Raw genomic sequence first — 25,171 nt, 5'->3', positions numbered from 1 at the left:
ATTCCAACCCGGCAACGATCATGACCGATCCGGAGCTGGCGGACGCCACCTATATCGAGCCGATCACACCCGAGATCGTCGCCAAGATTATCGAAAAGGAACGCTATATCGTTCCCGGCGGCTTCGCGCTGCTGCCGACCATGGGCGGCCAGACCGCGCTGAACTGCGCATTGTCTTTGCGCAAGCAGGGCACGCTCGCCAAATTCGACGTCGAGATGATCGGCGCCACCGCCGACGCCATCGACAAGGCCGAGGACCGCCAGCGCTTCCGCGAAGCGATGACCAAGATCGGCCTCGAGACGCCGCGCTCGGTCCAGGTCAAGAATCTACCCGACGCGCTGCGCGCGCTCGACGTGATCGACTTCCCGGCGCTGATCCGCCCTTCCTTCACCATGGGCGGCACCGGCGGCGGCATCGCCTACACCAAGGCCGAATTCATCGAGATCGTCGAACGCGGCATCGATGCCTCGCCGACTTCCGAAGTGCTGATCGAGGAATCGGTGCTCGGCTGGAAAGAGTTCGAGATGGAGGTGGTGCGCGACACGAAAGACAATTGCATCATCGTCTGCTCGATCGAGAACATCGATCCGATGGGCGTGCACACCGGCGATTCCATCACCGTGGCGCCGGCGCTGACGCTGACCGACAAAGAAGACCAGATCATGCGCGACGCCTCGTTGGCTGTACTGCGCGAGATCGGCGTCGAGACCGGCGGCTCCAACGTGCAGTTCGGCGTCAACCCCGCCGACGGCCGCATGGTTGTGATCGAGATGAATCCGCGCGTGTCGCGTTCCTCGGCACTGGCTTCCAAGGCCACCGGCTTCCCGATCGCCAAGGTCGCGGCCCAGCTCGCGGTCGGCTACACGCTCGACGAGATTGCCAACGACATCACCGGCGGTGCGACGCCTGCATCGTTCGAGCCGACCATCGACTACGTCGTCGTCAAGATTCCGCGCTTTGCGTTCGAGAAATTCCCCGGCGCGTCCACCACGCTGACCACCTCGATGAAGTCGGTCGGCGAAGTGATGGCGATCGGCCGCACCTTTCAGGAATCGCTACAAAAGGCGCTGCGCGGGCTGGAGACCGGCCTCACCGGCCTCGACGAGATCGAGATCGAAGACCTCGGCCGCGGCGACGACAAGAACGCCGTGCGCGCCGCTCTGGGCACGCCGACGCCGGACCGGCTGCTGCAGGTTGCCCAGGCGATGCGGCTCGGCTGGACCGACGACGAGATCTTCAATTCCTGCAAGATCGACCCCTGGTTCCTCCAGGAGATGCGCGGCATCGTCGACATGGAAGCCAAGGTCAAGGCCAACGGCCTGCCCGCCAATGCATTCGGCATGCGGACGCTGAAGGCGATGGGCTTCTCCGACGCGCGCCTCTCGGTGCTCACCAACACCACCGAGGAAGAGGTCAAGACGCTCAGGCGTTCGCTCGGCGTCCGCCCGGTGTTCAAGCGCATCGATACCTGCGCGGCGGAATTCGCCTCGCCGACGCCCTACATGTATTCGACCTACGAATCCTCCTTTGCCGGTGCCTTCGCCGACGAAAGCGCGCCGACCGACGCCAAGAAAGTCATCATTCTCGGCGGCGGTCCGAACCGGATCGGCCAGGGCATCGAGTTCGATTATTGCTGCTGTCATGCCTGCTTTGCGCTGCACGATGCCGGCTACGAAACCATCCTGATCAACTGCAACCCGGAAACCGTGTCGACCGACTACGACACCGCGGACCGGTTGTACTTCGAGTCGCTGACGGCCGAGGACGTGCTGGAGATTATCGACACCGAAAAGCAGAACGGCACCCTGCACGGCGTTATCGTGCAGTTCGGCGGCCAGACCCCGTTGAAGCTGGCGCATGCGCTGGAAGACGCCGGCGTGCCGATCCTGGGTACTTCACCCGACGCCATCGATCTCGCCGAAGACCGCGACCGCTTCAAGCGCGTACTCGACAAGCTCAAGCTGAAGCAGCCGAAGAACGGCATCGCCTATTCGGTCGAACAGGCGCGCCTCGTCGCCGCCGAGCTTGGCCTGCCGCTTGTGGTGCGTCCGTCCTACGTGCTGGGTGGGCGCGCGATGCAGATCATCCGCGAGGAAAGCCAGCTCGGCGACTACCTGCTCGGCACCTTGCCGGAGCTGGTGCCCGCCGACGTCAAGGCGCGCTACCCCAACGACAAGACTGGCCAGATCAACACCGTGCTCGGCAAGAACCCCTTGCTGTTTGATCGCTATCTGTCGGATGCCATCGAGATTGACGTCGACTGCCTGTGCGACGGCAAGGACACCTTTATCGTCGGCATCATGGAGCACATCGAGGAAGCCGGCATTCACTCCGGCGATTCGGCATGTTCCCTGCCGCCGCATTCGCTGGATGCCGCGATGATCGAACGGCTGGAGCAGCAGACCCGCGACATGGCGCTCGGCCTCGACGTGGTCGGCCTGATGAACGTGCAGTTCGCCATCAAGGACGGCGACATCTACGTGCTCGAAGTCAATCCGCGCGCGTCGCGCACGGTGCCGTTCGTCGCCAAGGTGATGGGCATTCAGGTCGCCAAGATCGCCGCCCGGATCATGGCTGGCGAGAAGCTCGCCGACTTCAATCTGAAGAAGCGCAAGCTCGACCATGTCGGCGTCAAGGAATCGGTGTTCCCGTTCGCGCGCTTCCCTGGTGTCGACACCGTGCTCGGCCCGGAAATGCGCTCGACCGGCGAAGTGATGGGTATCGACAGCACGTTCGCGGTTGCGTTTGCAAAGAGCCAGCTCGGCGGCGGCACGCGCGTGCCGCGTAAGGGCACGGTGTTCGTCTCGGTGCGCGAGAGCGACAAGACACGCATCCTGCCGGCCGTGCAGCTACTAGCGGAAAACGGCTTCAAGGTGCTGGCGACCTCGGGCACCCAGCGCTTTCTGGCCGACAACGGCGTCGCGGCCGTCAAGATCAACAAGGTGCTGGAAGGCCGGCCACATATCGTCGATGCCATTACGAATGGCGAGATCCAGCTGGTGTTCAACACCACCGACGGTCCGCAGGCACTGGCCGACAGCCGTTCGCTGCGGCGGGCTGCCCTCTTGCATAAAGTTCCGTATTACACCACTCTTTCGGGCGCTGTGGCGGCCGCACAGGGCATCCGCGCCTATCTGGGCGGGGACCTTGAGGTCCGCACCTTGCAGAGTTACTTTTCCGAAACCTGATTGAGGCTGGTCGGGTACGTTTGGACTCGATCGGAACTAAAAACAGCATGATCGGAACCGTCCGGTCATGGCGTTGTTCTGTTTCGGCGCCTGAAAGCACCTGCTGCGGGCGCAGCATGCTGATATCTTGCAGATTGAATTGTTTCGTGCGCGCCGCGACTGCGGCGGCATGACGTTAAAGGACGAAAGCGATGGTTGAGAAGGTCCCGATGACCGCCGGTGGCTATGCCGCCCTGGAAGTCGAATTGAAGGAGCGTCAGTCGGTGAACCGCCCGCGGATCATCGAGCAGATTGCAGAGGCACGCTCCCATGGCGACCTTTCGGAAAATGCGGAATATCACGCCGCCAAGGAAGAGCAGTCGCACAATGAAGGCCGCATCAACGAGCTCGAAGACAAGATCGGGCGCGCCGAAATCATCGACATCTCAAAGCTCTCCGGCGACACCATCATGTTCGGCGCGACCGTGACGCTGGTCGACGAGGACACCGAGAAAAAGGCGGTCTGGCAGATCGTCGGCGAACCGGAAGCCGACGCCAAGAAGGGTCGCATCTCGATCACCTCGCCGATGGCGCGTGCGCTGATCGGCAAGGCCAAGGGCGCTACCGTCGAAGTCGTCGCTCCCGGCGGCGCCAAGGCGTATGAGATTACCAAGGTCGAATGGCGCTGAGCGCTGCGAGATTGGACCCCTTCAAAAGGCCGCGGTTTCCGCGGCCTTTTTCGTGCGCGGCGTTATGTCTCGCATGTTCGATCAAGCGCCTGCGAGACCGCACGGAATAATTGTCACGGCTCTGTGTTTGGTATGATGCGGAGCTGCGGCGGCACTTGGCTTGAAAAGTGCCTTTATTCGTGGTCGGACCTAAGCGTTGAATACGCACCGTCCGATCCATCGTTGATTCTTTAACCGGGGGACTACCCATGAATTTTGACGCCATTACTGCGCGCTATCAGCCGATCGCACTCAGCCTGTTTCGCTTCATCACCGGCCTGCTGCTGTTTCAGTACGGCATTGCCAAGATCTTCAAGTTTCCGGTGCTGCCGTATTTCGCCAACATCCCGCCGCTGATCACCGCGGCCGGCACGCTGGAACTGATCCTGGGCGCGCTGCTGCTGCTCGGCCTGTTCACGCGACTGGTCGCCTTCATCCTGTCCGGCGAGATGGCCCTCGCCTATTTTATCGGCCACATTTTCAAGGGCGCCGAGCCGGTTTTCCTGCCGCTGCTGAACGGCGGCACCGCCGCGATCCTGTTCTGCTTCGCCTGCCTCTATCTGGCGACGGCCGGCGGCGGCCCGATCAGCCTTGACGCGATCTTGCGCAAGAAGAGCTGATCCACGTTCCAATACAAGAAAGCCCGCGCTGTTCGCAGCGCGGGCTTTTTCGTGCGTGGGCCATGCCCCAAACGCGGCAACTCAGTCCGCGACCTTCAACTCCAGCGGCACGGCCGCGGCGTATTTTGAATTGTGCAGCACCAGCGAGGTGCGGACATTACGCACATGCGGCGCGGCGGTGAGCTGGCTGACGAATTCCTGGAACGTCGCCATGTCCGGCGCGACGCATTTCAGGATGAAATCGATCTCCCCCGACAGCATCCAGCATTCCCGCACCAAAGGCTCCTTGCGAACGAAATCCTCGAACGCCTTGAGGTCGGCATCGGCCTGGCTCGACAGGTGCACCGAGGCGAACACGGTGACGTCGAAACCGAGCAGACGGGGATCGAGCAAGCCACGATAGCCCTGGATGTAACCGGCCTCTTCCAGCGTCCGGACCCGACGCAGGCAGGGCGGCGGCGAGATGCCGACGCGCTTGGCCAGTTCCACATTGGTGATGCGGCCGTCGGCCTGGATCTCGGTGAGGATCTTGAGGTCGATATCGTCCAGGCTTTTCGGCACGCTCAGTGGATCCTTAAGGGGCTGTTCGGGACTCTCTTATCGCAGGAGCGGCGCTGCGCGCAATTTTATTGCGCGTGCAACGCGGAAATTAAGCGCGTTCTGGGGAAAAAACGCCGGGACGGATTGCAATTCTTGCATAGCTCCACAGATATTCTAGAGTTCGCGCGAACTTGGATTTGACACTTTCGACGCCGCCGCGATGTTTCCGCTGGCAATCCAGCCTCCGTACTTAGCAATTTTTCCCTTCAGAAAGGGACTCGACATGGCCGCCCCCATCCACGCCAAAGTCGTCATCATCGGATCCGGCCCCGCCGGCTACACCGCTGCGATCTATGCTGCCCGTGCCATGCTGGAGCCCGTCCTGATCCAGGGCATTCAGCCCGGCGGACAGCTCACCATCACCACCGACGTGGAGAACTATCCCGGCTTCGCCGATGTGATCCAGGGCCCATGGCTGATGGAGCAGATGGAGAAGCAGGCGGCCCATGTGGGAACCAGGCTCGTCACCGACATCGTCACCGAACTGGATACAAGGCAGCGCCCGTTCCGGCTGGTCTGCGACTCCGGCGACGTCTATCTCGCCGAAACCGTGATTCTTGCCACCGGCGCGCAGGCGCGCTGGCTCGGAATTGCCTCGGAAGACAAATTCCAGGGCGGCGGCGTCTCCGCTTGCGCGACCTGCGACGGATTCTTCTATCGCGGCAAGGACGTCGTGGTGGTCGGCGGCGGTAACACCGCGGTCGAGGAAGCGCTGTTCCTGACCAACTTCGCCGCCACCGTCACCATCGTGCATCGCCGCGACCACTTCCGCGCCGAGCGCATTCTGCAGGAACGGCTGTTCAAGCATCCCAAGATCAAGGTGATCTGGGATAGCGCGATCGACGAGATCTGCGGCGTCGAAAATCCGAACAAGGTGACGCATGTGCGCCTGAAGAACGTCAAGAACGGCGCCACCACCGACGTGCCCGCCGACGGCGTCTTTATCGCCATCGGGCATGCGCCGGCGACCGACCTGATCAAGGACCAGATCAAACTGAAGCCCTCGGGCTATGTCGAGGTCGCGCCGAATTCGACGGCCACCTCGGTGCCCGGCGTGTTCGCCGCCGGCGACGTCGCCGACGAAACCTGGCGCCAGGCGGTTACCGCCGCCGGGATGGGCTGCATGGCTGCCCTCGAAGCGGAACGTTATCTCGCTGCCCACGCTCATGACCGCGCAGCGGCGGAGTAAACATGGCACGCTCTCGTGATGGATTTAACGACATGGACTGGGACAAGCTCAAGGTGTTTCACGCGGCTGCGGAAGCGGGAAGCTTCACGCATGCCGGCGAGCAACTCGGCCTGTCGCAATCCGCTGTGTCGCGCCAAGTCAGCGCGCTTGAGCAGGAACTGTCGGTCTCGCTGTTTCACCGCCATGCCCGCGGCCTGATCCTCACCGAACAGGGCGACCTGCTGTTCCGCACCGCGCATGATGTGTTCATGCAGTTGCAGGCGGCGCGCGCCAAGCTGACTGACAGCCGCGAACGGCCGAGCGGCGACCTCAAGGTCACCACCACCCCCGGCGTCGGCATCAACTGGCTGATCCCCCGGCTCGGCGAATTCACTGCACTTTACCCGGAAATCCGCATCTCGCTGATCGTCACCGACGAAGAACTCGATCTGTCGATGCGCGAGGCCGATGTCGCAATCCGCACCCGCAAGCCGACCCAGCCCGACCTGATCCAGCGCAAGCTGTTCGCGATGGGCTTCCACGCTTATTGCGCGCCGGAATACGTCAAGCACTTCGGCACCCCGCGGACGCTGGACGAACTCGACGGCCACCGCATCATTACGCTCAGCGACGGCGGCGTTGCGCCGCATCTGCAGAACCGCAACTGGCTGATCGAAGCCGGCCGCAACGGCTCCGGCTCGCGCGAGCCCTACTTCAAGGTCAACAACATTCTGGGACTGGTCCGCGCCTGCCAGCAGGGCCTGGGTATTGCGGCACTTCCGGACTACCTCGTCGAGGAAAACAACCGGCTGGTGCAGCTGTTCGGCGAATCCGATTCGATCCAGCTCGACACTTATTTCGTCTATCCCGAAGAGCTGAAATCGGTGGCCCGCGTCCAGGTGTTCCGCGACTTCATCGTCAGCAAGGCGCAGCGCTGGCCGGGCTGAGGCTCCGTCCGGTCGCCGGCCCAGCCCTGCGTCCAGCCCCGGAGTCGCATGACTGACATGCGAGGTGAGCCGTTGCTCACTGCCGGTTTCGGGGATCATATTTGAGGGAAGCTGAGGCTTCGCTCCGCGTTTTGTCCCCCTCCTCCAGTGGAGCGGAGCCTCAGTTATCCCTCTTGGAAGGTGATTGTGTCGGCCTCTCGAAGGCCAATACCTCAGCCGGGCTCGTTCGAGCCCGGCTTTTTTTTTGCGCGAGAAATTCTGGTTCCCCGGACGCGGCGTCAATCCAGCCTCACCTTCGCCAGCCGCAGCGCATTGCCGATCACGCTCACCGACGACAGCGCCATAGCCGCCGCACCTACCATCGGCGACAGCAGGATGCCGAGCAGCGGATACAGCACGCCAGCGGCGATCGGCACGCCGGCGGCGTTGTAGACGAAGGCAAAGGTCAGGTTCTGCCGGATGTTGCGCATCACAGCCTTCGACAGCTTTCGCGCGCGGACCAGGCCCGCGAGATCGCCGGTGAGCAGCGTGATACCCGCGCTTTCAATCGCGACGTCGGTGCCCGTGCCCATCGCAATGCCGACATCGGCCGCGGCGAGCGCGGGCGCGTCGTTGACGCCGTCCCCGACCATCGCGACCCGGCGGCCTTGCTGGCGCAACCGCTCGACCACTTCGCTCTTGCGCTCGGGCAGCACGCCGGCTTCGACCTCGTCGAGGCCCAATGTCTTTGCCACAGCCAGCGCGGTGGTCCGGTTGTCCCCGGTCAGCATGACGAGGCGCAGGCCATCCTGGCGCAGCGCCTGCAACGCCGCTTGCGCCGATGGCTTGACCGGATCGGCGATCGCGATCACGCCGGCGACGCGAGCATCGACGGAAACGTAGATCGCGGTCGCGCCGTTCTCGCGCGCAGCCTCGGCCGTGCCGTCGAGGGTGGACGTGTCGATCTTCAGTTCGGCCATCAGCATCGCATTGCCCAGCGCCACCTGCTTGCCGTCGATACGGCCCGACGCCCCCTTGCCGGAAGGCGCCGCAAATCCGCTGACGTCGCCCAGCATTACACCACGCTCCTGCGCCGCATTGACGATGGCCTGCGCCAGCGGATGTTCGCTGGAGCGTTCGACACTGGCGGCCAGCCGCAACAGATCGTCCTCGGCGAAGCCGTTGGCCGCCGTGATCGCGACGACTTTCGGTTTGCCCTCTGTGAGCGTGCCGGTCTTGTCGATCACCACCGTATCGATCGTCTCCAGCCGCTCCAACGCCTGCGCGTCGCGCACCAGAATGCCGGCATGCGCGCCGCGTCCGATCCCGACCATGATCGACATCGGCGTCGCCAGCCCGAGTGCACAGGGGCACGCAATGATCAGCACGGTGACAGCGGCAACCAGCGCGAAACTTAGCCGCGGCTGCGGGCCGAAGATGGCCCATGCCGCGAAGGCCAGCACCGCGGCAGCGATCACCATCGGCACGAACCAGCCGGCGACCTTGTCGGCAAGGCGCTGGATCGGCGCGCGCGAGCGCTGCGCCTTGGCGACCATGTCGACGATCCGGGACAGCATGGTGTCGCGACCGACCTTGTCGGCGCGCACCACGAGGCCACCACTCTGGTTTACGGTGGCGCCGATGACGCGCGCGCCGACAGCCTTGGTCACTGGCATGGATTCGCCAGTCACCATCGATTCATCGACCGCAGAGCGGCCATCGGTGACGACGCCATCGACCGGGATTTTCTCACCCGGACGGACGCGCAGCAGGTCGCCCACTACGATCAGATCGAGCGAGACATCCTCGTCGCCATGCGCGCCGATGCGCCGTGCGGTCTTGGGCGCAAGGCCGAGCAGCGCGCGGATCGCGCCGGAGGTCTGGTTGCGCGCGCGCAGTTCCAGCACCTGGCCCAGCAGCACCAGCACGATGATCACCGCCGCCGCCTCGAAATACACCGCGACCGCGCCGTGATGATCGCGGAACGCCGGCGGAAAAAGCTGCGGCGCCAGCGTGGCGACAACGCTGTAGATCCACGCCACGCCGGTGCCCATCGCGATCAGCGTGAACATGTTGAGATGGCCGGTGACGACCGAGCGCCAGCCGCGCACGAAAAACGGCGCACCGGCCCACAGCACGACCGGAGTCGCCAGCGCGAAGGAAATCCAGTTCGAGGTCGTCGGCGAAACCAGATGCATGATGCCGAGGTGGGAACCCATCTCCAGCACGAACACCGGCAGCGTCAACGCCAGCGCGATCCAGAACCGCCGGGTCATGTCGATCAGTTCGGGATCCGGCGCATCGTCCAGCGCGACCTGCTCCGGTTCCAGCGCCATGCCGCAGATCGGGCAGCTGCCGGGACCCACCTGCCGAACCTCAAGATGCATCGGACAAATGTAGATGGTGCCCGCGGGAGCGGCCGGCGCCGGCTGCTTCGGCTTCAGGAAGGATTCCGGATCGGCGGCAAAGCGCTCGCGGCAGCGACCACCGCAGAACAGGTACTCCTGATCCTTGTAGGTAAAGCGATGTTTGGCGGTGGCGGGATCGACCTTCATGCCGCACACCGGATCGGTCATGCGCTCATCCGCGACTGCGTCGTGATGCCCGCAACATGCGCCGTGCTCGTGAACTGTCTCTGTCACCGCGACCTCGCCTCTTGAGTTTGATACCCTATGGGGGTATATGACCCCGATGCGCAACGAGATCAAGACATCCTGTTTAAAACGCCTCAAGCGAATCGAGGGCCAGGTCCGCGGCATCGCCGGCATGGTGGAAACCGACCGCTATTGCATCGACGTCGTGACGCAGATTGCGGCGGCCCGCGCCGCGCTGCGCCGCGTCGAGGAAGAGATCCTGCGCGACCATGTCGCGCATTGCGTCGAGCACGCGATTTCGTCCGGCGACAAGGCCGACCAGCGCCGCAAGATCGCCGAACTGATGGATGTGGTCAGCCGCGCCGATCGATGAACGCCGCTGTCGTGCCGGAGGCCGAGACTTTCAACGTGGTTGACAGTTGATGAGCAATTGTTCGCGGCCAGCGAGCGGCTTCCATGGAGCTCACGCGGTGGTACGCTGCTCTGCTTCGGTGTTCTTCCCCGGATACCTATCGGTCAGAACTTTTATGTACGGCAAGCGACATAAACGTTCTTTGGTATTTACGTCTCGTTACGGCATTTTCCCCTAGCGTCCCGGGCGATTGTGCACTCTCGCCTTGCGATGTCTTTCATGCTGACGATCTACAACTGCATTGCCACTGCCCATGATCATGGTCTGGTCGCTCTCGCCGCCATCATCTGCACTCTGGCATCGCTGACCGCGATTGATCTGCTGCGTCACGCGCGCGGGACCACAGGGCAGATGCGCCACATCTGGCTGGCGGTATCGGCAATCTCCACCGGCTTCGGCATCTGGGCGACGCATTTCGTCAGCATGCTCGCCTTCGCGCCGGAAGTTGCCAGCGGCTACAACATCGCCCTCACGTTGCTGTCGCTGGTGCTGGCGATCCTGCTGACCGGCGCCGGCCTCGCGGTGTCGCTGCTGCCGCAATTTCGCGCCGGCCCGTTGCTTGGCGGCGCCATCGTCGCTCTCGGTATCGCCGCGATGCATTACACCGGCATGGCGGCATTCGATCTGAAGGGCACCATCGTCTGGAACGTGGATCTGGTGGGCGCATCGATCCTGTTCGGCGTCATCTTCGCCGCGCTCGCATTGCCGGTCGGGCTGCACGGCAGCAAGGCGCGCTGGAAAGTCGGCGGCGCGTTGTTGCTGACGCTGGCGATCTGCAGCCATCATTTCACCGGCATGAGCGCAGTGACGATCATCCCGAATTCCGCGATCGCGATTTCCGAGCTCAGCATTCCCGCCGGCTGGCTAGCAATGGGCGTCGCGCTGATCAGCCTGGCTATCATCGGCCTGTCGTTCGTCGCCACGCTGATCGATATCCGCGAGCGCCTCCGCTCGTCGCAGGAGGCCGACCGTATGCGTGGCCTCGCCAATGCCGCTGTCGAGGGATTGCTGGTCTGCGACGGTGACGGCGACGCCATCGTCGCCGTCAACACCAGCTTCGCCGAGCTCATCGGCTCGACCTCGGAAAAGCTCAGCGGATCGCGCCTCGCCGACTGGCTGCCCGACGATGTGGCACGCGCGCGACTTTTTGCGCAGCCGGACCAACCGGTCGAGACGGATTTGCGGCAGAGCAACGGCACCGCGATCGCCGTCGAGCTGTTCCTGCGCCCGATCGAATTCGCGGGCCGGCCGCACCAGGTGATCGCGGTGCGAGACTTGCGCGCGCGCAAGGAAGCCGAACGGCACATCCGCTACCTCGCCCATTTCGACGCGCTGACCAATTTGCCCAATCGCGGCAGCTTCAACGAAGGCCTGGAGCAGCAGATCGTTGCGCTGCCAAGGGGTGGCCAACTCGCGGTGCTATGCCTCGACCTCGACCACTTCAAGCGCATCAACGACATGTTCGGCCAAGCCACCGGCGACAAGGTGCTGAAGGCGGTGACGTCGCGAATCCAGGCGCAGCTCGGTGAAGGTCAGGTCATCGCACGGATGGACGGCGACGAATTCGCCATCCTGCTGCCCAGCCTTGCCAGCCCCGCGGCTGCGGGGGAGTTCGCCGACCGGCTTCAGGCGATGTTGCGCGCCCGCGATGGCGCGCTCGAGCTCGGCGGCGTCACCGCCAGCATCGGCATCGCGCTGTATCCCGACGACGCCACCGACCGCGAATTACTGCTGGCCTGCGCCGGCACCGCAATGTCCCGCGCCAAGACCGAAGGCGGAGCGACCTGGCGCCTCTTCGAGTCCGGCATGGCCGAAGAACTGCGCGACCGCCGGCTGCTCGAACTGGATTTGCGCCACGCCATCGCCGGCCACCAGATGAGCCTGGTTTACCAGCCGCAGGAAAACATGACCCGCGGCAACGTGATCGGCTTCGAGGCGCTGCTGCGCTGGAACCATCCGGTGCGAGGCCGCGTCGGTCCGGATATATTCATCCCGGTCGCGGAAGAGACCGGAAGCATCCTGGAGATCGGCGAATGGGTGCTGCGCACCGCGTGCCGCGAAGCCGCCCGCTGGACCACGCCACTCACCGTGGCAGTCAATGTCTCCGCGGTGCAGATCTATCACGACAACTTCGTGTCGATGGTCCATGCGATCCTGCGCGAGACCGGCCTGCCGCCGCATCGGCTCGAACTGGAAATCACCGAGACGGCGCTGATCCGCGACCTCAACCGCGCGCTGGCGGCGCTGCGGCGGGTCAAGGCGCTGGGCGTATCGATCGCGATGGACGATTTCGGCACCGGCTATTCCTCGCTGTCGAACCTGCGCGCGTTTCCGTTCGACAAGATCAAGATCGACCGCTCCTTCATCAAGTCGGTCAACAGCAACGTGCAGGCCGCGGCGATCGTGCGTGCCGTCGTTGGCCTCGGCCGCGGATTGAGCCTTCCGGTTCTGGCCGAAGGCGTTGAAACCGAAGCGGAGTTGCAGTTCCTGATCGACGAGGGTTGCGACGAGGTGCAGGGCTATCTGCTCGGGCGCCCGGCGGCGATTGCCAGCTTCACCCATCTGGTCGGCGGCGTTCGCGCCGGCGAAACTGTTGCCTGCCAGTGATCCCGGCGCGGATAACCTGGCGGCAGACACGACAAAGACGCGCGGGAGGGAGCCCGCGCGTCTTTGTCGTCGTCCCAGGGGCGGCTGTCAGGCCGCCTGCTTGTGCATCGCGCCGTTGGCCGAGACCTTGCCGCTGATCGCCTTGATCGAACGTTCGATCGCGGCCCACAATTTGCCGATTTCACCGGCGGCGCGGCCTTCTGCGGCGTATTCGCGGGCGCCCTCGCCTTCGGCCAGCGCCAGCAGCAGATCGGCGCGGTTGGTGATCTGCCCCGACCACACCGGCGCCTTGAACTTCGCCAGTTCCTCGCGCGCCACGGTGACGATGCGGCTCTCCACCTCATCACGGCGTGCCGGGGCACCGTTGATGACGACGGCATAAGGCTTGCGCGCGGCGCGGCAACCCTGGATCGTGTCCTGCACCGCGTTGACGTCGAACACGCCGGGACGCGCCGGGATGATCACCATCGTGGCATTCTTGATCGCGTCAGCGACCACGGCCGACGTGTTCGGCGGCGTATCGATGAACACCCACTCGACGCCATCGCGCTTGGCGGCATTGATGATTTCGGAAACCGAACGGGTGGCGGATTTCAACGCCGGCTCGTTGGTGCCGCGCAGCTTGTGCCACAGCGTCAGCGAGCCCTGCGGATCGGCATCGATCAACAGACACTTCTTGGATGACTTCTGAATTTGTGCCGCCAAATGAGCCGCCAGCGTGCTCTTGCCAGAGCCGCCCTTACGCGATGCAAAAACTATAACGTTCATATGTTCGCCTCCAGATTGACCCCAGATGGCGAAAATGAATCAGTCTGCTGATTCGTTAAAGAAAAAATTATCGACGGTTCAAGTCGATGTGCCTGATTTGTTTAGCAAGTTGGCTTTTGAGTCACAGATTGCGTCGCACCACGAGTCGAAATGAGTCAATTGTACTAAGCGACCGACCTATTTGTCGCAGCGACTATCCATTCGGCCCGCCAATGTTCTTGAGGCGTTCCTTTTCGGTCTGCTTGTTGCGCTCGCGTTCGATCCATTTGCGCTCGACCCACCCGAGAATTTGCGCCACGGGCTTTTCCAGAAGTGGAACATCCTGCGCAATCAGCAACAAACCGAGCGGCAGCATCCAGAGTCCGAGCACCGGCAGGATGCTGAACACGCCACCCAGCATCAAGAGGATCGCCAGCGGAATACGCACCAGCTTCGACGACGGTTGCCGCAGCCAGCCGACAAATTTGGACGGGCCGGTCGGCAGCCTGGTCTGGAGCCAGGCAAAATGGCGCTCGATCTCGGCCTTGTAATCAACGACGGGTTCCGTGCTCACAGCAACTCTCCTGGCTCGCAACTATTGCCGGCCCACCACGCGATCAAGGTGCCATTCGCCGCTGACGCGAAGAACGGGACGCAATCACGATTCATTCGCGCCGACGCCGCGATCGTCGAGCAGACGCTGGCCTTTGGGCGTGATCGCGAATTTGATGCCCTCGTTGGGATTTGCGGGTCTGGAGACTTCGACGAAGCCGTCGGCGATCAGCCGATCCAGCTCGCTCTTCTTGTTGTCGTCCAGATCCAGCCCCGAGGCGCGCGCTATGTCGCACATCACGGCGATGCCGGTATCGCTGATGGTTCCGTCGATCATGTTGACCTCCCTGCCCGCAGCAGAGGCAACACGGCTTCGCCACGCTGGTTCCGTTTGCGACTACGGCCATAACGACGCGCCATGACTATACGCCATGACTATGCGGCGACTATTCCATCGCCGCCGCGCCACCCTCGCATTCCTACGCCAAGCCATGGGATCACCGCGTCTCGCGGAGACTAACGACATTCAAGCATCACGGCCCATACGCAACCACGGCCAATCCGTTGACGCGATCATTCCGGCTGACGACACGAGAAGCCAGGCAACGCTGCAAGCATGGCTGTTGGCGGTGCTGCGGTTTGCGATCACGTTAAAGCCCGGCGATCGGCTGACGGCACTGGCGGCCGCCGCCGAACTCGACCGGTCCGGTGAAACCGCGCGCGCCACCGAGTTTCGCTATTTTACCCGCCTCAGCATTCGGCTGTGCGCCGCGGTTGCCGCGCCCGATGAGCCCGCCAGCGCTGCCGTGTTCCGCGACCACGTCGCTCGCATCACCGAACCGCGCCTGCAACGCGCCTTCGCCGCAGCGCTCGACCTCAAGCTGACCAAAACCAGGCGGGCCGGCAAATGCCCGCCGAAACCGATCAATCTTTGGAAGGGGCTGGGTCGTTAAGCGCAGAGAGCCGCACGTGGCGCGAACTGAACCATGGCTTGAAGCGCATGGTACAGTTGGCTGGTCTCGAACCAGCGACCTCCTGCTCCACAAACAGGCGCTCTAACCAACTGAGCTACAACTGCATCCTGACGGCCCCGAAACAGGGGTCGCGAACAGGCGGGAAACTAGGTGCAACGCTTCGCTTTGGCAAGGCCGCCAAGCGACTGAAATCGATGAATCTTGTCGATGACGGGCTGTCATGAACAGAGCAGACAAAAGCCCGGGCTAATGGCCCGGGCTTTCGGTAGTCTCGGAAGGTTCAATCCGCTCAGGCGGCGGGCTGGAACAGCTTGGAAGCGCCGGTCTTGATCGGCTCGGAGGTCTCGGAGACGATCTTCTGGGTCAGTTCGGCAAGCTCCTTGGTCTGCCCGGTGAGAATCTCGACCTGCTTGCGGGCAAACGAAGTCCACAGTTCCATCGCAGCGGAAGGCGACTTCACGCCGGCCAGTTCCTGCACGAAGTCGAAGCCAGCATTGGTGTTCGTCTTGGCGATATCGAGCAGCTTCGCCGAATAGTCGGTGGCGCCGCGGGAGGCCGTGGCCATCACGGCCTGAACGGTGCCGTTGTGGGTTTCAGCGGCGTCCTTGAACTTGGCGTAGCCTGCGCGGGCCTGCGAAACGCCCTTCTCGGCGAATTCGCGCACCTGCTCGGGCACCTGAAACGGAATGACGGAAGATGAGAACGGATCGGTCGAGTCGGCCATGACGTGCATCCTTCGTGTTGAATAAATTGAAAATGAAATCCCACGGCTGCCGTCGGAAGCACCGATGCCTCGATCAGCAGCCGGGAAGGAAACGCCGCTTTTTGCGGCGCTCACCATGGATAAGGGCATAGCATTCGGCATTGTGCACTGCAATAAAATATTGCAATGCAATATAGCATGGCTGGCCTGCCAAATGCACGCGTCAGCCGGACCGAGGATTATTTACAACTTTCAGGCGGCTACTGGCGCAGAAAGGTGGGCCCGGCCTAGTACGCTCGAAGCCGGGTGCAGCATCACGGCTTTGGCTTGGCGGCATCCATCGCGGCGCGGCTCATGATCTGGCCCATTTCGCTGGCCTGCTCCGCCAGAGCCTTCATCTGGGCCTGCACGTATTCGCTGTGCAGCCGCATCACCTCGCCGAGATCCTTGGCGTGCAGCAGTTGATGGGCGTAATCCAGCGATGCTGCGACGTTCTTTTCGGCGTATGTGATGGCCTTGGTGCTGATGTCCTTGGCGCCCTCGCGCACGGTGGTGCCGCGCCCCTCTATCGAGGCGGCGGTGTCCTGCGCGCTCGCCATGAACTTCTCAAATGCCTGCCGGGCCTGGGTGAAACTGGCCTCGGCCATCGTGCGCATTTCCTTGGGGATCTCGAACTTGTCGCCACTCATGTCCCACTCCTGTGCGTTGACGGAGCCATCCACTGCCCCGGATTTCGTTTCGTCCCGCCGCCCCCTGCATTTTAACGGAGCCAGATATCGCCGGTGTGACGTGGCGTCCCATTCCCAAGGCCATCGTGGACCATTGCTCCGGTTTTGCAACTCCCAACGTAGCCCCTGGCCCAAGGTTAAGCGTCTGGTTCGAATTAACGTTGTTGCATTTTCGGCCGGGCGAGACTTCCTGCGGCGTAGACCTGCGCGGAACCGCGCGCGATACTGAATCAAGTGTTAATGCGGTAATGGTTGGAGCCACCCGAATACGCCGACTCACCCCGCGGGCCCCCAGCAGTCAGTCATGAAGTGCCGATGAACAGTGCAGAATTCCGGTTACGAGGCATCGACGATGCCAGGCTGGCGTTGCACGCGACGAGCAACCAGCCGGTCTGGCTGTGGTCGCTCAACGGCACGCGAGTCCTGTGGGCCAATCCGGTCGGCGCCCGGTTGTTCGGCGCGAGCCATGCCGCCGCTTTGTTCGACCAGCAATTTGGCCCCGCCGATCCGCACCGCCGCCAACTGGCCCAGCTCGCCGAACGGCTGCCGGAGAACGGCAGCGTCCGGCTGGAGCGGTTGCGTGGATTTGGTGCAGCGCTCGGCAGCCTGATGACCTGCGCCTGCACCCGGCTGGGATTTGCCGATGGCGGCGCCGGCATCCTCGTTGTCGCGGTCGAGCCGACCGGCCGCTTCATGCCACTGTCGCAACGGTTGAAGAACCTGGTCGAAGGCCTCGACACGCCGATCGCGGCCTTTGCGCGCGATGGCCAGTTCGTCGGCGCCTCCGACGCCGCCCGCGCGCTGCTCGGCTTCCACGACCTCACCGAGGCCGGACTTGGCCTCGCCCGCGAGGAAGCGCTGAAGGACGGCCGCCACGAAACGCCAATCGGCTTCGGTCACATGGTTCTTCAACGTGTCGGCAGCGGCGCCGATATCGGCCTGGTCGCGCTGATCGTGCCGGGCATGGCCGAGGCCGCGCCGAGCGAACCGCAGGTAACAGAACCGCCGGCGACCGACACGCCCGTCGAACAGGCCGACATGACCGATACCGACGACACGCTGGAGTCGGCTGAGGTGATGGAACACGAAGCCGAAGTCGATCCCGCGACCACGCCGGAGGCAGACACCGAACATCCTGAGGTCGCGCCGCCCCCCGAGCCCGAACCGACTTCCGAGCTGGAAGCCGCAATCGCCGGCACCATCGCGCGAGCTGAGGCGTCCTCACATCTCGATGCGGCAGAGCCGGCTCACGCCCGCGAACCGTCGCCCTACGTCGAAGCCGTCGCGGATGAGCCCGCGCCTGACGCGCCTGCGCCGGTGATCGAACGTCAGCAGCCGCTGCGCTTCACCTGGCAGATCGATGCCGACGGCCGCTTCGCGCTGAACTCCAATGAATTCATTCAACTGATCGGCCCGCACAGCGCCGCGGCCTCGATTGGGCTTTGGCGCGAGATCGCGACTGACAGCGGCCTCGATCCCGACGGCCGCGTCATGGTGGCGATGGCAACCCGCGCGCCGTGGAGCGGCATCACGATGCTGTGGCCGGTGGACGGCGGCGGGAGGCTGCCGGTCGAACTGGCCGGACTGCCGCTGTTCGATCGCGACCACCAACTGATCGGCTGGCGCGGCTTCGGCATTTGCCGCGACTTCGAGGCCCTGAGCCAACTGACGACGCCGCGCCATCACGAGGCCTCGAATGATCCACCGCTGCAATCGTTGTCCGCGGATATCGCGCAGGCCGGACCGGTCGGCGACAGCCTCGATGAACCCATTGCCCTGACCAGCCCCCCTATTCCCGACATCACACCATCAACCGAACCGGACCATATCGTGGACATCCCCCAGAACGTCGTGCCTTTTCGTCCCGGCGACCTAAAATTGCCGGCGTTGACGCCAGTCGAAAACAGCGCCTTCAACGAACTGGCGCGGCAGTTGTCGGCCCGGCTCGAAGCCGATGGCGAGACGCCGACGGCCGCAGCGTTTGGCACCGAAGCGGTCGCCGACGAACAGCCCGAAAGCATTGCTATGCCGCGCGAACAGGCGCTGCTCGACCTGCTGCCGGTGCCGGTGCTCGTCACGCGTGACGACCGGCTGCTGCATGCCAATCCCGCTTTTCTCGACATGATGGGCTATCCGAGCGTAGAGGCGCTGGAACAGGCCGGTGGCCTCGATGCGCACTACGCCGAGCCCGACGACGGCGTCTCGCCGGTGCCGACCGATGTCCGCACCTTTGCCATCGACTGGGACGGCGAACCCGCCGAAGGCCTGATCTTCAGCACGTCCTCGGCAGCCACCGCTGCGGTGGAGCCAGCCGAGATCGCAGCGCCTGCCATCGCCGCCGAGCAGCCCGTGGCGGCACAGGCTGACGCCGAAGAGCTGGCGGCGATTCTCGACACGATGGCCGAGGGCGTCGTGATGTTCGACGCCGAAGGCAACATCCACGCCTGTAACCGCAGCGCCGAAGCCCTGTTCGGCTATGACGGCGCCCTGCTGACGCAGCGCAACCTGATCGACCTGTTCGCGCAGGAGAGCCAGCGCGTACTGCGCGAATATATCGAGAGCCTCAAGCACGACGGCGTCGCCAGCCTGTTCGAGCATGGCCGCGAGGCGCTCGGCCAGGTCCGCGCCGGCGGCCTCGTGCCGATGTCGGTGATGATCGGGCGCACCCGATCCGACGCCGGCCATTTCTTCGCGGTGCTGCGCGATCTCACCCAGGCCAAGAAGACCGAGAGCGAACTGCTGCAGGCACAACGCCAGTCCGAACGCGCCGCCACCGCCAAGGCCGACGTACTGGCGCGGCTCAGCCACGAGGTCCGCACCCCGCTCAACGCCATCATCGGCTTTGCCGAAGTGATGATCGACGAGCGCTTCGGCGCGCTCGGCAATGAGCGTTACATCGACTACATGAAGGACGTTCGCGCTTCCGGCGAGCGCGTGCTGGCGATCGTCAACGACCTGCTCGATCTGTCACGCATCGAGACCGGCAAGCTCGACCTTGCTTTTGCGGCGCAAAATCTCAACGAGATGGTCGAGCAGTGCGTCTCGGTGATGCAGCCGCAGGCCAATCGCGGCCGCATCATCATCCGCACCTCGCTGTCGCATCTGCTGCCGGTGGTCACCGCCGACGCCCGCGCGCTGCGCCAGATCACGCTGAACCTGATCGGCAACTCGATCCATCTCGCCAACGCCGGCGGGCAGGTGATCGTTTCGACCGCACTGTCGGATGACGGCGACGTTGTGCTCCGCATTCGCGACACCGGCCACGGCCTCAATGACAACGAACTCGCCGCGGCGATGGAGCCGTTCCGCCACCAGGCCCCGACCGACCAGACCCCCGACAGCGCGGCGGTCAGCCTGTCGCTGACCAAGGCGCTGGTCGAAGCCAACCGCGCCCGCTTCCAGATCAAGACCGCACCGAGCTCCGGCACGCTGATCGAAGTGATGTTCTCCGACGCCAGGGTAACCGCGTAGTACTGTTCCCTTTTCCCTTTGGGGAGAGGGAACAAGCGCCTGCTATCAAGGCTGGAATCTCTCTAGAACCCGGCTATCGCGACATTCCGTCACGCCTGTTGCGCAAGCTGCTGCGCTACTCAATCCGGCACTATCACCGTTTGGGCCGGAGTCCTTGCATGACCGCACGCCATATCCTCGCCGCGACCGCTACCTTTGCGCTTGTCTCCTTCGGCGCCTCCGCATCGCGCGCCGCCGAGGAGGTCAACGTCTACACCTATCGCGAGACCAAGCTGGTGCAGCCTCTGTTCGAGGCTTTCAGCAAGGACACCGGCGTCAAGGTGAACGTGATCTCCGCAAGCTCCGGCCTCGAGCAGCGCATCAAGGCCGAGGGCGCCAACAGCCCGGCCGACGTGCTGCTGACGGTCGATATCGGCCGCATCGACGAGGCCGTGCAGACCGGCGTGACGCAGCCGATCAAATCCGACGTGATCGACAAGAATGTGCCGGCGCAGTACCGCGATCCCGATGGCCACTGGGCCGGAATTTCGATGCGCGCCCGCGTGCTCTACGCCTCGAAGGACCGCGTCAAGCAGGACGCCATCACCTATGAGGAACTGGCCGACCCGAAGTGGAAGGGCAAGATCTGCATCCGCTCCGGCCAGCACATCTACAACAACGGATTGTTCGCGGCCTATGTCGCCAGGCACGGCGAGGCCAAGGCCGAGGAATGGCTGCGCGGCGTCAAGGCCAATCTGGCGCAGAAGCCGTCAGGCGGCGATCGCGAAACCGCGCGCGACGTGGCCGCCGGCAAGTGCGACCTCGGCATCGGCAACACTTATTACTGGGCGCTGATGATGAACGCCGATCCCGAAAAGAAGCCGTGGGCCGAAGCCACCAAGGTGATCCTGCCGACCTTCGAGGGAGGCGGCACCCATGTGAACCTGTCGGGCGTGTTGCTCGCCAGGAACGCGCCGAACAAGGCCAATGCGATGAAGCTGATCGAATGGCTGGTCGGCGAGCAGGCCCAGCAGATCTACGCCGACGCCAATTACGAATACCCGGTCCGCGCCGGTGTTGCGATCAACCCGACCATCGCCGGCTACGGCAAGCTCAATGCTGATACGATGCCGGTCGCCAAAATCGCCGCGAACCGCAAGGCGGCGTCGACGCTGGTCGACAAGGTCGGGTTTGATAATTGAGGGCGCTAAGCTCGCTGGCCTTCTTCCTTCTCCCCTTGCGGGAGAAGGTGGCGCGGACAAAGTCCGCGACGGATGAGGGGGCTTCTGAGCAAAACACTACCCCTCACCCGCCCGCGCTGCGCGCGGCCACCCTCTCCCACAAGGGGAGAGGGGAAGAACGCACGTGAAATCCCCCCGCATCCAGCTCGCAGCCACCACCATCGCCGCGCTCGCGGCGCTGGCCGTCGCAGCACCGGTGATCAGCATTGCCGTGCTGGCGCTGCAGCCGGTGCCGGACCTGTGGCCGCATCTGATGGCCTATGTGCTGCCGCAGGCATTGCGCGATACCGCGTTGCTGCTACTTGGCGTCGGTGCCGTGGCGCTCGGCATCGGCGCGGGCGCGGCGTGGCTGATCTCGTCGCACGATTTCCGCGGACGCAGCCTGCTGATCTGGCTGACGCCGTTGCCGCTGGCGATCCCGACCTATCTGGCGGCCTATGTCTATGCCGATCTGTTCGAGCCGCTCGGCCTCGTACACCGCGCTTTGGCGACCGCGATGCCGCTCACCGACGCGATCCGCTGGCTGCCGAACCTACGCTCGCTACCCGGCGCGATCCTCGTCATCGGCCTCGTGCTGTACCCCTATGTCTACCTCTCCGCCCGCGCCATGTTCCAGCACCGCAGCGCCGACTTCGCGGAAGCCGCGAAAGTGCTCGGCGCCGGCGGCTGGACCACCTTTCGCCGGGTATCGCTGCCTATGGCGCGGCCGGCGCTGGCGGTCGGCCTCGCGCTGGTCTCGCTGGAGACGCTGAACGATATCGGCGCCAGCGAATATCTGGGGGTGCGTACCCTCACCGTCTCCATCTTCACCACCTGGCTGAACCGCGGCAGCCTGGCCGGCGCGGCGCAATTGTCGCTGTTCATGCTGGCGATCATCGCTGTGTTGATCCTGATGGAGCGCGCCGGCCGTCGCGACGTCAGCGTCGAATTCTCGGCCGAGAACCCGCGGCTGTCGCCGCGCACGCCGCTCAAGGGCATCAAAGGCTGGCTCGCTTTCACCGCCTGCGCCATCCCTGCGCTGCTCGGCTTTGCCGTGCCGCTGTTGTATCTGCTGCGCGAAAGCCTGCGCCGCGGCTTGCTGTCGAGTGAGACCTCGGTATGGCGCGACGCCGGCCACACCATCGCGCTGGCCGCGATTGCCACGGCCGCAGCGTTGCTGCTCGGCCTGATCGTGATCGTTGCGCAACGCTGGCGATCATCACGACTGGCCGATGTCTCGCTGGCCGTGGCGCAAGCCGGCTACGCGCTGCCCGGCCTCGTCCTCGCGCTCGGCCTGCTGGCGCCGGTGCTGGCGATCGACGGCGCGCTCAATACGCTGGCCGGCTGGCTCCAACAGGGTTCACCGGGGCTGGTGATGGTCGGCTCCGGCGCGGCGCTGGTGATCGCCTATGTAATCCGCTTCCTCGCGGTGCCGACCGGCTTCATCAAGGCCGGCTTCGAGCGAATTCCTGTAGACTACGACGACAGCGCGCGTTCGGTGGGCGCGGCAGATCTCACGACATTGCGCCGGATTCAATTGCCGCTGCTGCGCCCCGCATTGCTCGGCGCCGCCATCGTCTTGTTCGTCGATTGCCTGAAGGAACTGCCGGCGACGCTCTTGTTACGCCCGCTCAATGTCGAGACGCTGGCGACCTCGATCTACCAGTACGCCAGTCGCGGCAGTTTCGAGGAAGGCGCGCTCGCGGCATTGCTGATCGTCGCCGCCAGCATCCCGCCGGTGATGTGGCTGACGCGATTTTCCGACGTACCGCAGGGTCCGGCGTAGTTCAGGCGACTTCGCCCTCTTTGCGCGACTTGGAGAAAATATCCCAAGCCGCGATGAACATCGCGGCGATCACCGGGCCGATCACGAAGCCGTTCAGCCCGAAAGCTTCGATGCCGCCGAGCGTCGAGATCAGCACGATGTAGTCCGGCAGCTTGGTGTCCTTGCCGACCAGCATCGGGCGCATGATGTTGTCGACGAGGCCTATCACCAGGATGCCGTAGGCGATCAGGATCGCGCCCTGCCAGAACGAGCCGGTGGCCAGCAGGTAGATCGCGACCGGCAGCCAGACGAGGCCGGCGCCCACCGCCGGCAGCAGCGACAGGAACGCCATCAGCACCGCCCACAGCAGCGCCGCGTTGATGCCGAGAATCCAGAAGATCACGCCGCCGAGCGCGCGCTGCGTCAACGCAACCAGCAAGCTGCCCTTCACGGTGGCGCGGATCACCACGGTGAATTTTTCCAGCAGTTCGTCGCGCAAGTCGGGGCGTAGCGGGATCGCGTCCTTGACGCGAACTGCCAGCCTGTCGCCGTCGCGAAAGAAGAAGAACAGCAGATACAGCATGATGCCGAGATTGAGGATGAACTCGAACGTGCTCTGGCCGATGTTGAGCGCCTGCGAGGCGATCGTCTGGCTGCCCTTGATGAGGCCGGCAGAGAGTTTTTCCTGCATGTCGCCGAGGCTGGCCACGCCATAGCGGTCGAGCAGGCTGGTCGCCCATGTCGGCAACGCATCGAGTATCTGTTGCAGGAACTTGACGAAGTCGAGTTCGCCGGATTGCATCCTGCCGATCACCGTCGCCGCCTGCCGCGTCAGCGACGCCGCGACCAGCGTCAGCGGCAGAATCACGATCAGCACGATCAGCACCAGCATCAAAAGCGCCGCCAGCGTGCGTCGCTGCGGCATCTTGCGCAGCAGCCAGCGATACGGCGGTGCGAACATCAGGGCGATCACGACGCCCCACAGGATCGCACCGTAGAACGAGGTGAGGATCCAGGCGAACGCCAGCGACACCACGACAATCAGGATCAGGAAGGATCTGTCTTCAAGACGGCCGCGCATGGGGTGTCCAGTCTTGGAGGGTCGTGCCCCGGATGAGGCGCAGCGCGTCGCATTGGTGACGTGGTGCGCTTCCGATCCGGGGTCTCGTTATTCAGCAAGCGGAATCCCGGATCAGCGGAGCGGCACAAGGGTGCCGCACCGCGTCCGGGAAACTGGACCTGCCTTACGCGTTGGTCAGCGCGACGCGGAATTCCGCTTCGGTGTTGGCCTTGACCTCGTCGAGCGTCACACCGTCGGCGAGTTCGATCAGGGCCATGCCGTCCTTGCCGTGCTTGTCGATGGTGAATACCGCCAGATCGGTGACCACCATGTCTACCACCCGCTCGCCGGTCAGCGGCAGGTTGCAGCTCTTCAGGAGCTTGGAGCCGTCCTTGGCAGAATGCTCCATGACGACGACCACGCGCTTGACGCCGGCGACGAGATCCATCGCGCCGCCCATGCCCTTGACCATCTTGCCGGGGATCATCCAGTTGGCGAGGTCGCCATTCTGCGCCACCTGCATCGCGCCGAGGATGGAGAGATCGATATGCCCGCCGCGCACCATGCCGAAGGATTCGGCCGACGAGAAATAGCTGGTCGACGGCAGTTCAGAGACCGTCTGCTTGCCGGCGTTGATGAGGTCGGCGTCTTCCTCGCCCTCATACGGAAACGGTCCCATGCCGAGCATGCCGTTCTCGCTCTGCAGATTAACGTCGATGCCGTCGGGGATATAGTTCGAAACCAGCGTCGGAATGCCGATGCCGAGATTGACGTAGTAGCCGTCGCGCAACTCTTTCGCGGCACGAGCTGCCATCTGTTCACGGGTCCAGGCCATGGGGCTATCCTGCTAAGAGTACGTTACGCCGTGGGGCGCGGGCGGGTGTTGCGGAATTCGATGCGTTTCTTGGCTGTACCGACTTCGATGATGCGTTTCACGAAAATGCCGGGCGTATGGATGTGGTCGGTATCGATCTCGCCGGCCGGCACCAAGTGCTCGAATTCGGCCACGGTGATCTTGGCGGCTGTCGCCATCATCGGATTGAAGTTCCGCGCGGTCTTGCGGTAGACGAGATTGCCGGCGGTATCGCCCTTCCAGGCATGCACGATGGCGAGGTCGGCGAACAGCCCGCGCTCCATCAAATATTTCTCG

Annotated in this window: 21 protein-coding genes and 1 tRNA gene; 11 read left to right on the top strand and 11 right to left on the bottom strand. The window is 63.9% G+C overall.

Annotation, left to right across the window (positions count from 1 at the left end; genetic code table 11):
• The 3 genes from carB to JWQ24_RS15465 all read left to right on the top strand — a co-directional run.
• The coding region (gene carB / locus JWQ24_RS15475) for a carbamoyl-phosphate synthase large subunit (RefSeq protein WP_299809632.1) at window positions 1-3,188 on the top strand (3,188 nt) is incomplete at its 5' end.
• Between the two features lie 191 nt (window positions 3,189-3,379).
• Window positions 3,380-3,856: a transcription elongation factor GreA gene (gene greA, locus JWQ24_RS15470; RefSeq protein ID WP_143575300.1), complete on the top strand. Its 477-nt coding sequence runs from the start codon at window positions 3,380-3,382 to the stop codon at window positions 3,854-3,856.
• Window positions 3,857-4,104: 248 nt separating this feature from the next.
• Window positions 4,105-4,515, top strand: coding sequence for a DoxX family protein (locus JWQ24_RS15465; RefSeq protein WP_299809626.1), 411 nt, complete (start codon window positions 4,105-4,107; stop codon window positions 4,513-4,515).
• Window positions 4,516-4,596: 81 nt separating this feature from the next.
• Here JWQ24_RS15465 and JWQ24_RS15460 read toward each other — a convergent pair whose 3' ends face one another.
• Entirely contained in the window at window positions 4,597-5,076 is a 480-nt protein-coding gene (locus JWQ24_RS15460) for an Lrp/AsnC family transcriptional regulator (protein WP_299809623.1), read from the bottom strand.
• Between the two features lie 262 nt (window positions 5,077-5,338).
• On the opposite strand from JWQ24_RS15460, the gene trxB reads away from it, so the two are divergent.
• Window positions 5,339-6,304, top strand: a complete 966-nt coding sequence (trxB, locus tag JWQ24_RS15455) for a thioredoxin-disulfide reductase (protein ID WP_299809620.1) — start codon at window positions 5,339-5,341, stop codon at window positions 6,302-6,304.
• 2 nt (window positions 6,305-6,306) lie between these two features.
• Window positions 6,307-7,230 (top strand): LysR family transcriptional regulator, encoded by a 924-nt coding sequence (locus JWQ24_RS15450; protein ID WP_299809617.1) that lies wholly within the window; start codon window positions 6,307-6,309, stop codon window positions 7,228-7,230.
• 278 nt (window positions 7,231-7,508) lie between these two features.
• Here JWQ24_RS15450 and JWQ24_RS15445 read toward each other — a convergent pair whose 3' ends face one another.
• Window positions 7,509-9,785, bottom strand: coding sequence for a heavy metal translocating P-type ATPase (locus tag JWQ24_RS15445; protein ID WP_299809637.1), 2,277 nt, complete (start codon window positions 9,783-9,785; stop codon window positions 7,509-7,511).
• Between the two features lie 115 nt (window positions 9,786-9,900).
• Between JWQ24_RS15445 and JWQ24_RS15440 the strand changes: the two genes are divergently transcribed.
• Window positions 9,901-10,176 (top strand): metal-sensitive transcriptional regulator, encoded by a 276-nt coding sequence (locus tag JWQ24_RS15440; protein WP_299809635.1) that lies wholly within the window; start codon window positions 9,901-9,903, stop codon window positions 10,174-10,176.
• A gap of 258 nt (window positions 10,177-10,434) precedes the next feature.
• A complete protein-coding gene (locus JWQ24_RS15435) occupies window positions 10,435-12,822 on the top strand; it encodes an EAL domain-containing protein (RefSeq protein ID WP_299809614.1) in 2,388 nt (795 codons plus the stop codon).
• A gap of 87 nt (window positions 12,823-12,909) precedes the next feature.
• Here JWQ24_RS15435 and JWQ24_RS15430 read toward each other — a convergent pair whose 3' ends face one another.
• The 3 genes from JWQ24_RS15430 to JWQ24_RS15420 form a co-directional block, all read right to left on the bottom strand.
• Complete coding sequence (locus JWQ24_RS15430; protein WP_299809611.1) at window positions 12,910-13,590, bottom strand: ParA family protein; 681 nt, start codon at window positions 13,588-13,590, stop codon at window positions 12,910-12,912.
• A 193-nt stretch (window positions 13,591-13,783) separates the two neighbouring features.
• On the bottom strand, window positions 13,784-14,143 hold the full coding sequence (locus JWQ24_RS15425) for a hypothetical protein (protein WP_299809608.1): 360 nt from the start codon (window positions 14,141-14,143) through the stop codon (window positions 13,784-13,786).
• 84 nt (window positions 14,144-14,227) lie between these two features.
• A complete protein-coding gene (locus JWQ24_RS15420; RefSeq protein ID WP_299809605.1) occupies window positions 14,228-14,458 on the bottom strand; it encodes a hypothetical protein in 231 nt (76 codons plus the stop codon).
• A 286-nt stretch (window positions 14,459-14,744) separates the two neighbouring features.
• Between JWQ24_RS15420 and JWQ24_RS15415 the strand changes: the two genes are divergently transcribed.
• Window positions 14,745-15,074 carry a hypothetical protein gene (locus JWQ24_RS15415; RefSeq protein WP_299809602.1) on the top strand — a complete coding sequence of 110 codons (330 nt, stop codon included), beginning with the start codon at window positions 14,745-14,747 and terminating at the stop codon, window positions 15,072-15,074.
• A 48-nt stretch (window positions 15,075-15,122) separates the two neighbouring features.
• Here the strand turns inward: JWQ24_RS15415 and JWQ24_RS15410 are convergent.
• From JWQ24_RS15410 to JWQ24_RS15400, 3 genes are all read right to left on the bottom strand, one after another.
• Window positions 15,123-15,199 (bottom strand) — tRNA-His (locus JWQ24_RS15410).
• A 185-nt stretch (window positions 15,200-15,384) separates the two neighbouring features.
• On the bottom strand, window positions 15,385-15,819 hold the full coding sequence (locus tag JWQ24_RS15405) for a phasin (protein WP_299809599.1): 435 nt from the start codon (window positions 15,817-15,819) through the stop codon (window positions 15,385-15,387).
• Window positions 15,820-16,112: 293 nt separating this feature from the next.
• The gene (locus JWQ24_RS15400; protein ID WP_299809597.1) at window positions 16,113-16,487 is read right to left on the bottom strand and encodes a phasin; all 375 of its coding nucleotides are present in this window, start codon (window positions 16,485-16,487) and stop codon (window positions 16,113-16,115) included.
• 354 nt (window positions 16,488-16,841) lie between these two features.
• Here JWQ24_RS15400 and JWQ24_RS15395 point away from each other — a divergent pair, with 354 nt between their 5' ends.
• The 3 genes from JWQ24_RS15395 to JWQ24_RS15385 all read left to right on the top strand — a co-directional run bounded on the left by JWQ24_RS15395 (window position 16,842) and on the right by JWQ24_RS15385 (window position 22,982).
• Window positions 16,842-19,997: a PAS domain-containing protein gene (locus tag JWQ24_RS15395; protein WP_299809594.1), complete on the top strand. Its 3,156-nt coding sequence runs from the start codon at window positions 16,842-16,844 to the stop codon at window positions 19,995-19,997.
• 158 nt (window positions 19,998-20,155) lie between these two features.
• Window positions 20,156-21,178 carry a Fe(3+) ABC transporter substrate-binding protein gene (locus tag JWQ24_RS15390; protein ID WP_299809591.1) on the top strand — a complete coding sequence of 341 codons (1,023 nt, stop codon included), beginning with the start codon at window positions 20,156-20,158 and terminating at the stop codon, window positions 21,176-21,178.
• A 163-nt stretch (window positions 21,179-21,341) separates the two neighbouring features.
• Window positions 21,342-22,982: an iron ABC transporter permease gene (locus JWQ24_RS15385; RefSeq protein ID WP_299809588.1), complete on the top strand. Its 1,641-nt coding sequence runs from the start codon at window positions 21,342-21,344 to the stop codon at window positions 22,980-22,982.
• A gap of 1 nt (window position 22,983) precedes the next feature.
• Here JWQ24_RS15385 and JWQ24_RS15380 read toward each other — a convergent pair whose 3' ends face one another.
• The 3 genes from JWQ24_RS15380 to JWQ24_RS15370 form a co-directional block, all read right to left on the bottom strand.
• Window positions 22,984-24,042 (bottom strand): AI-2E family transporter, encoded by a 1,059-nt coding sequence (locus JWQ24_RS15380; protein ID WP_299809584.1) that lies wholly within the window; start codon window positions 24,040-24,042, stop codon window positions 22,984-22,986.
• Between the two features lie 163 nt (window positions 24,043-24,205).
• Window positions 24,206-24,856 carry a 3-oxoacid CoA-transferase subunit B gene (locus JWQ24_RS15375; RefSeq protein WP_299809581.1) on the bottom strand — a complete coding sequence of 217 codons (651 nt, stop codon included), beginning with the start codon at window positions 24,854-24,856 and terminating at the stop codon, window positions 24,206-24,208.
• Between the two features lie 23 nt (window positions 24,857-24,879).
• Window positions 24,880-25,171: CoA-transferase (locus JWQ24_RS15370; RefSeq protein ID WP_299809578.1), on the bottom strand; the 292-nt coding region annotated here is incomplete at its 5' end.

This window comes from Tardiphaga sp., assembly GCF_028290495.1.
Lineage (GTDB): Bacteria > Pseudomonadota > Alphaproteobacteria > Rhizobiales > Xanthobacteraceae > Tardiphaga.
This window is presented reverse-complemented; position numbering and strand designations above follow the sequence as displayed.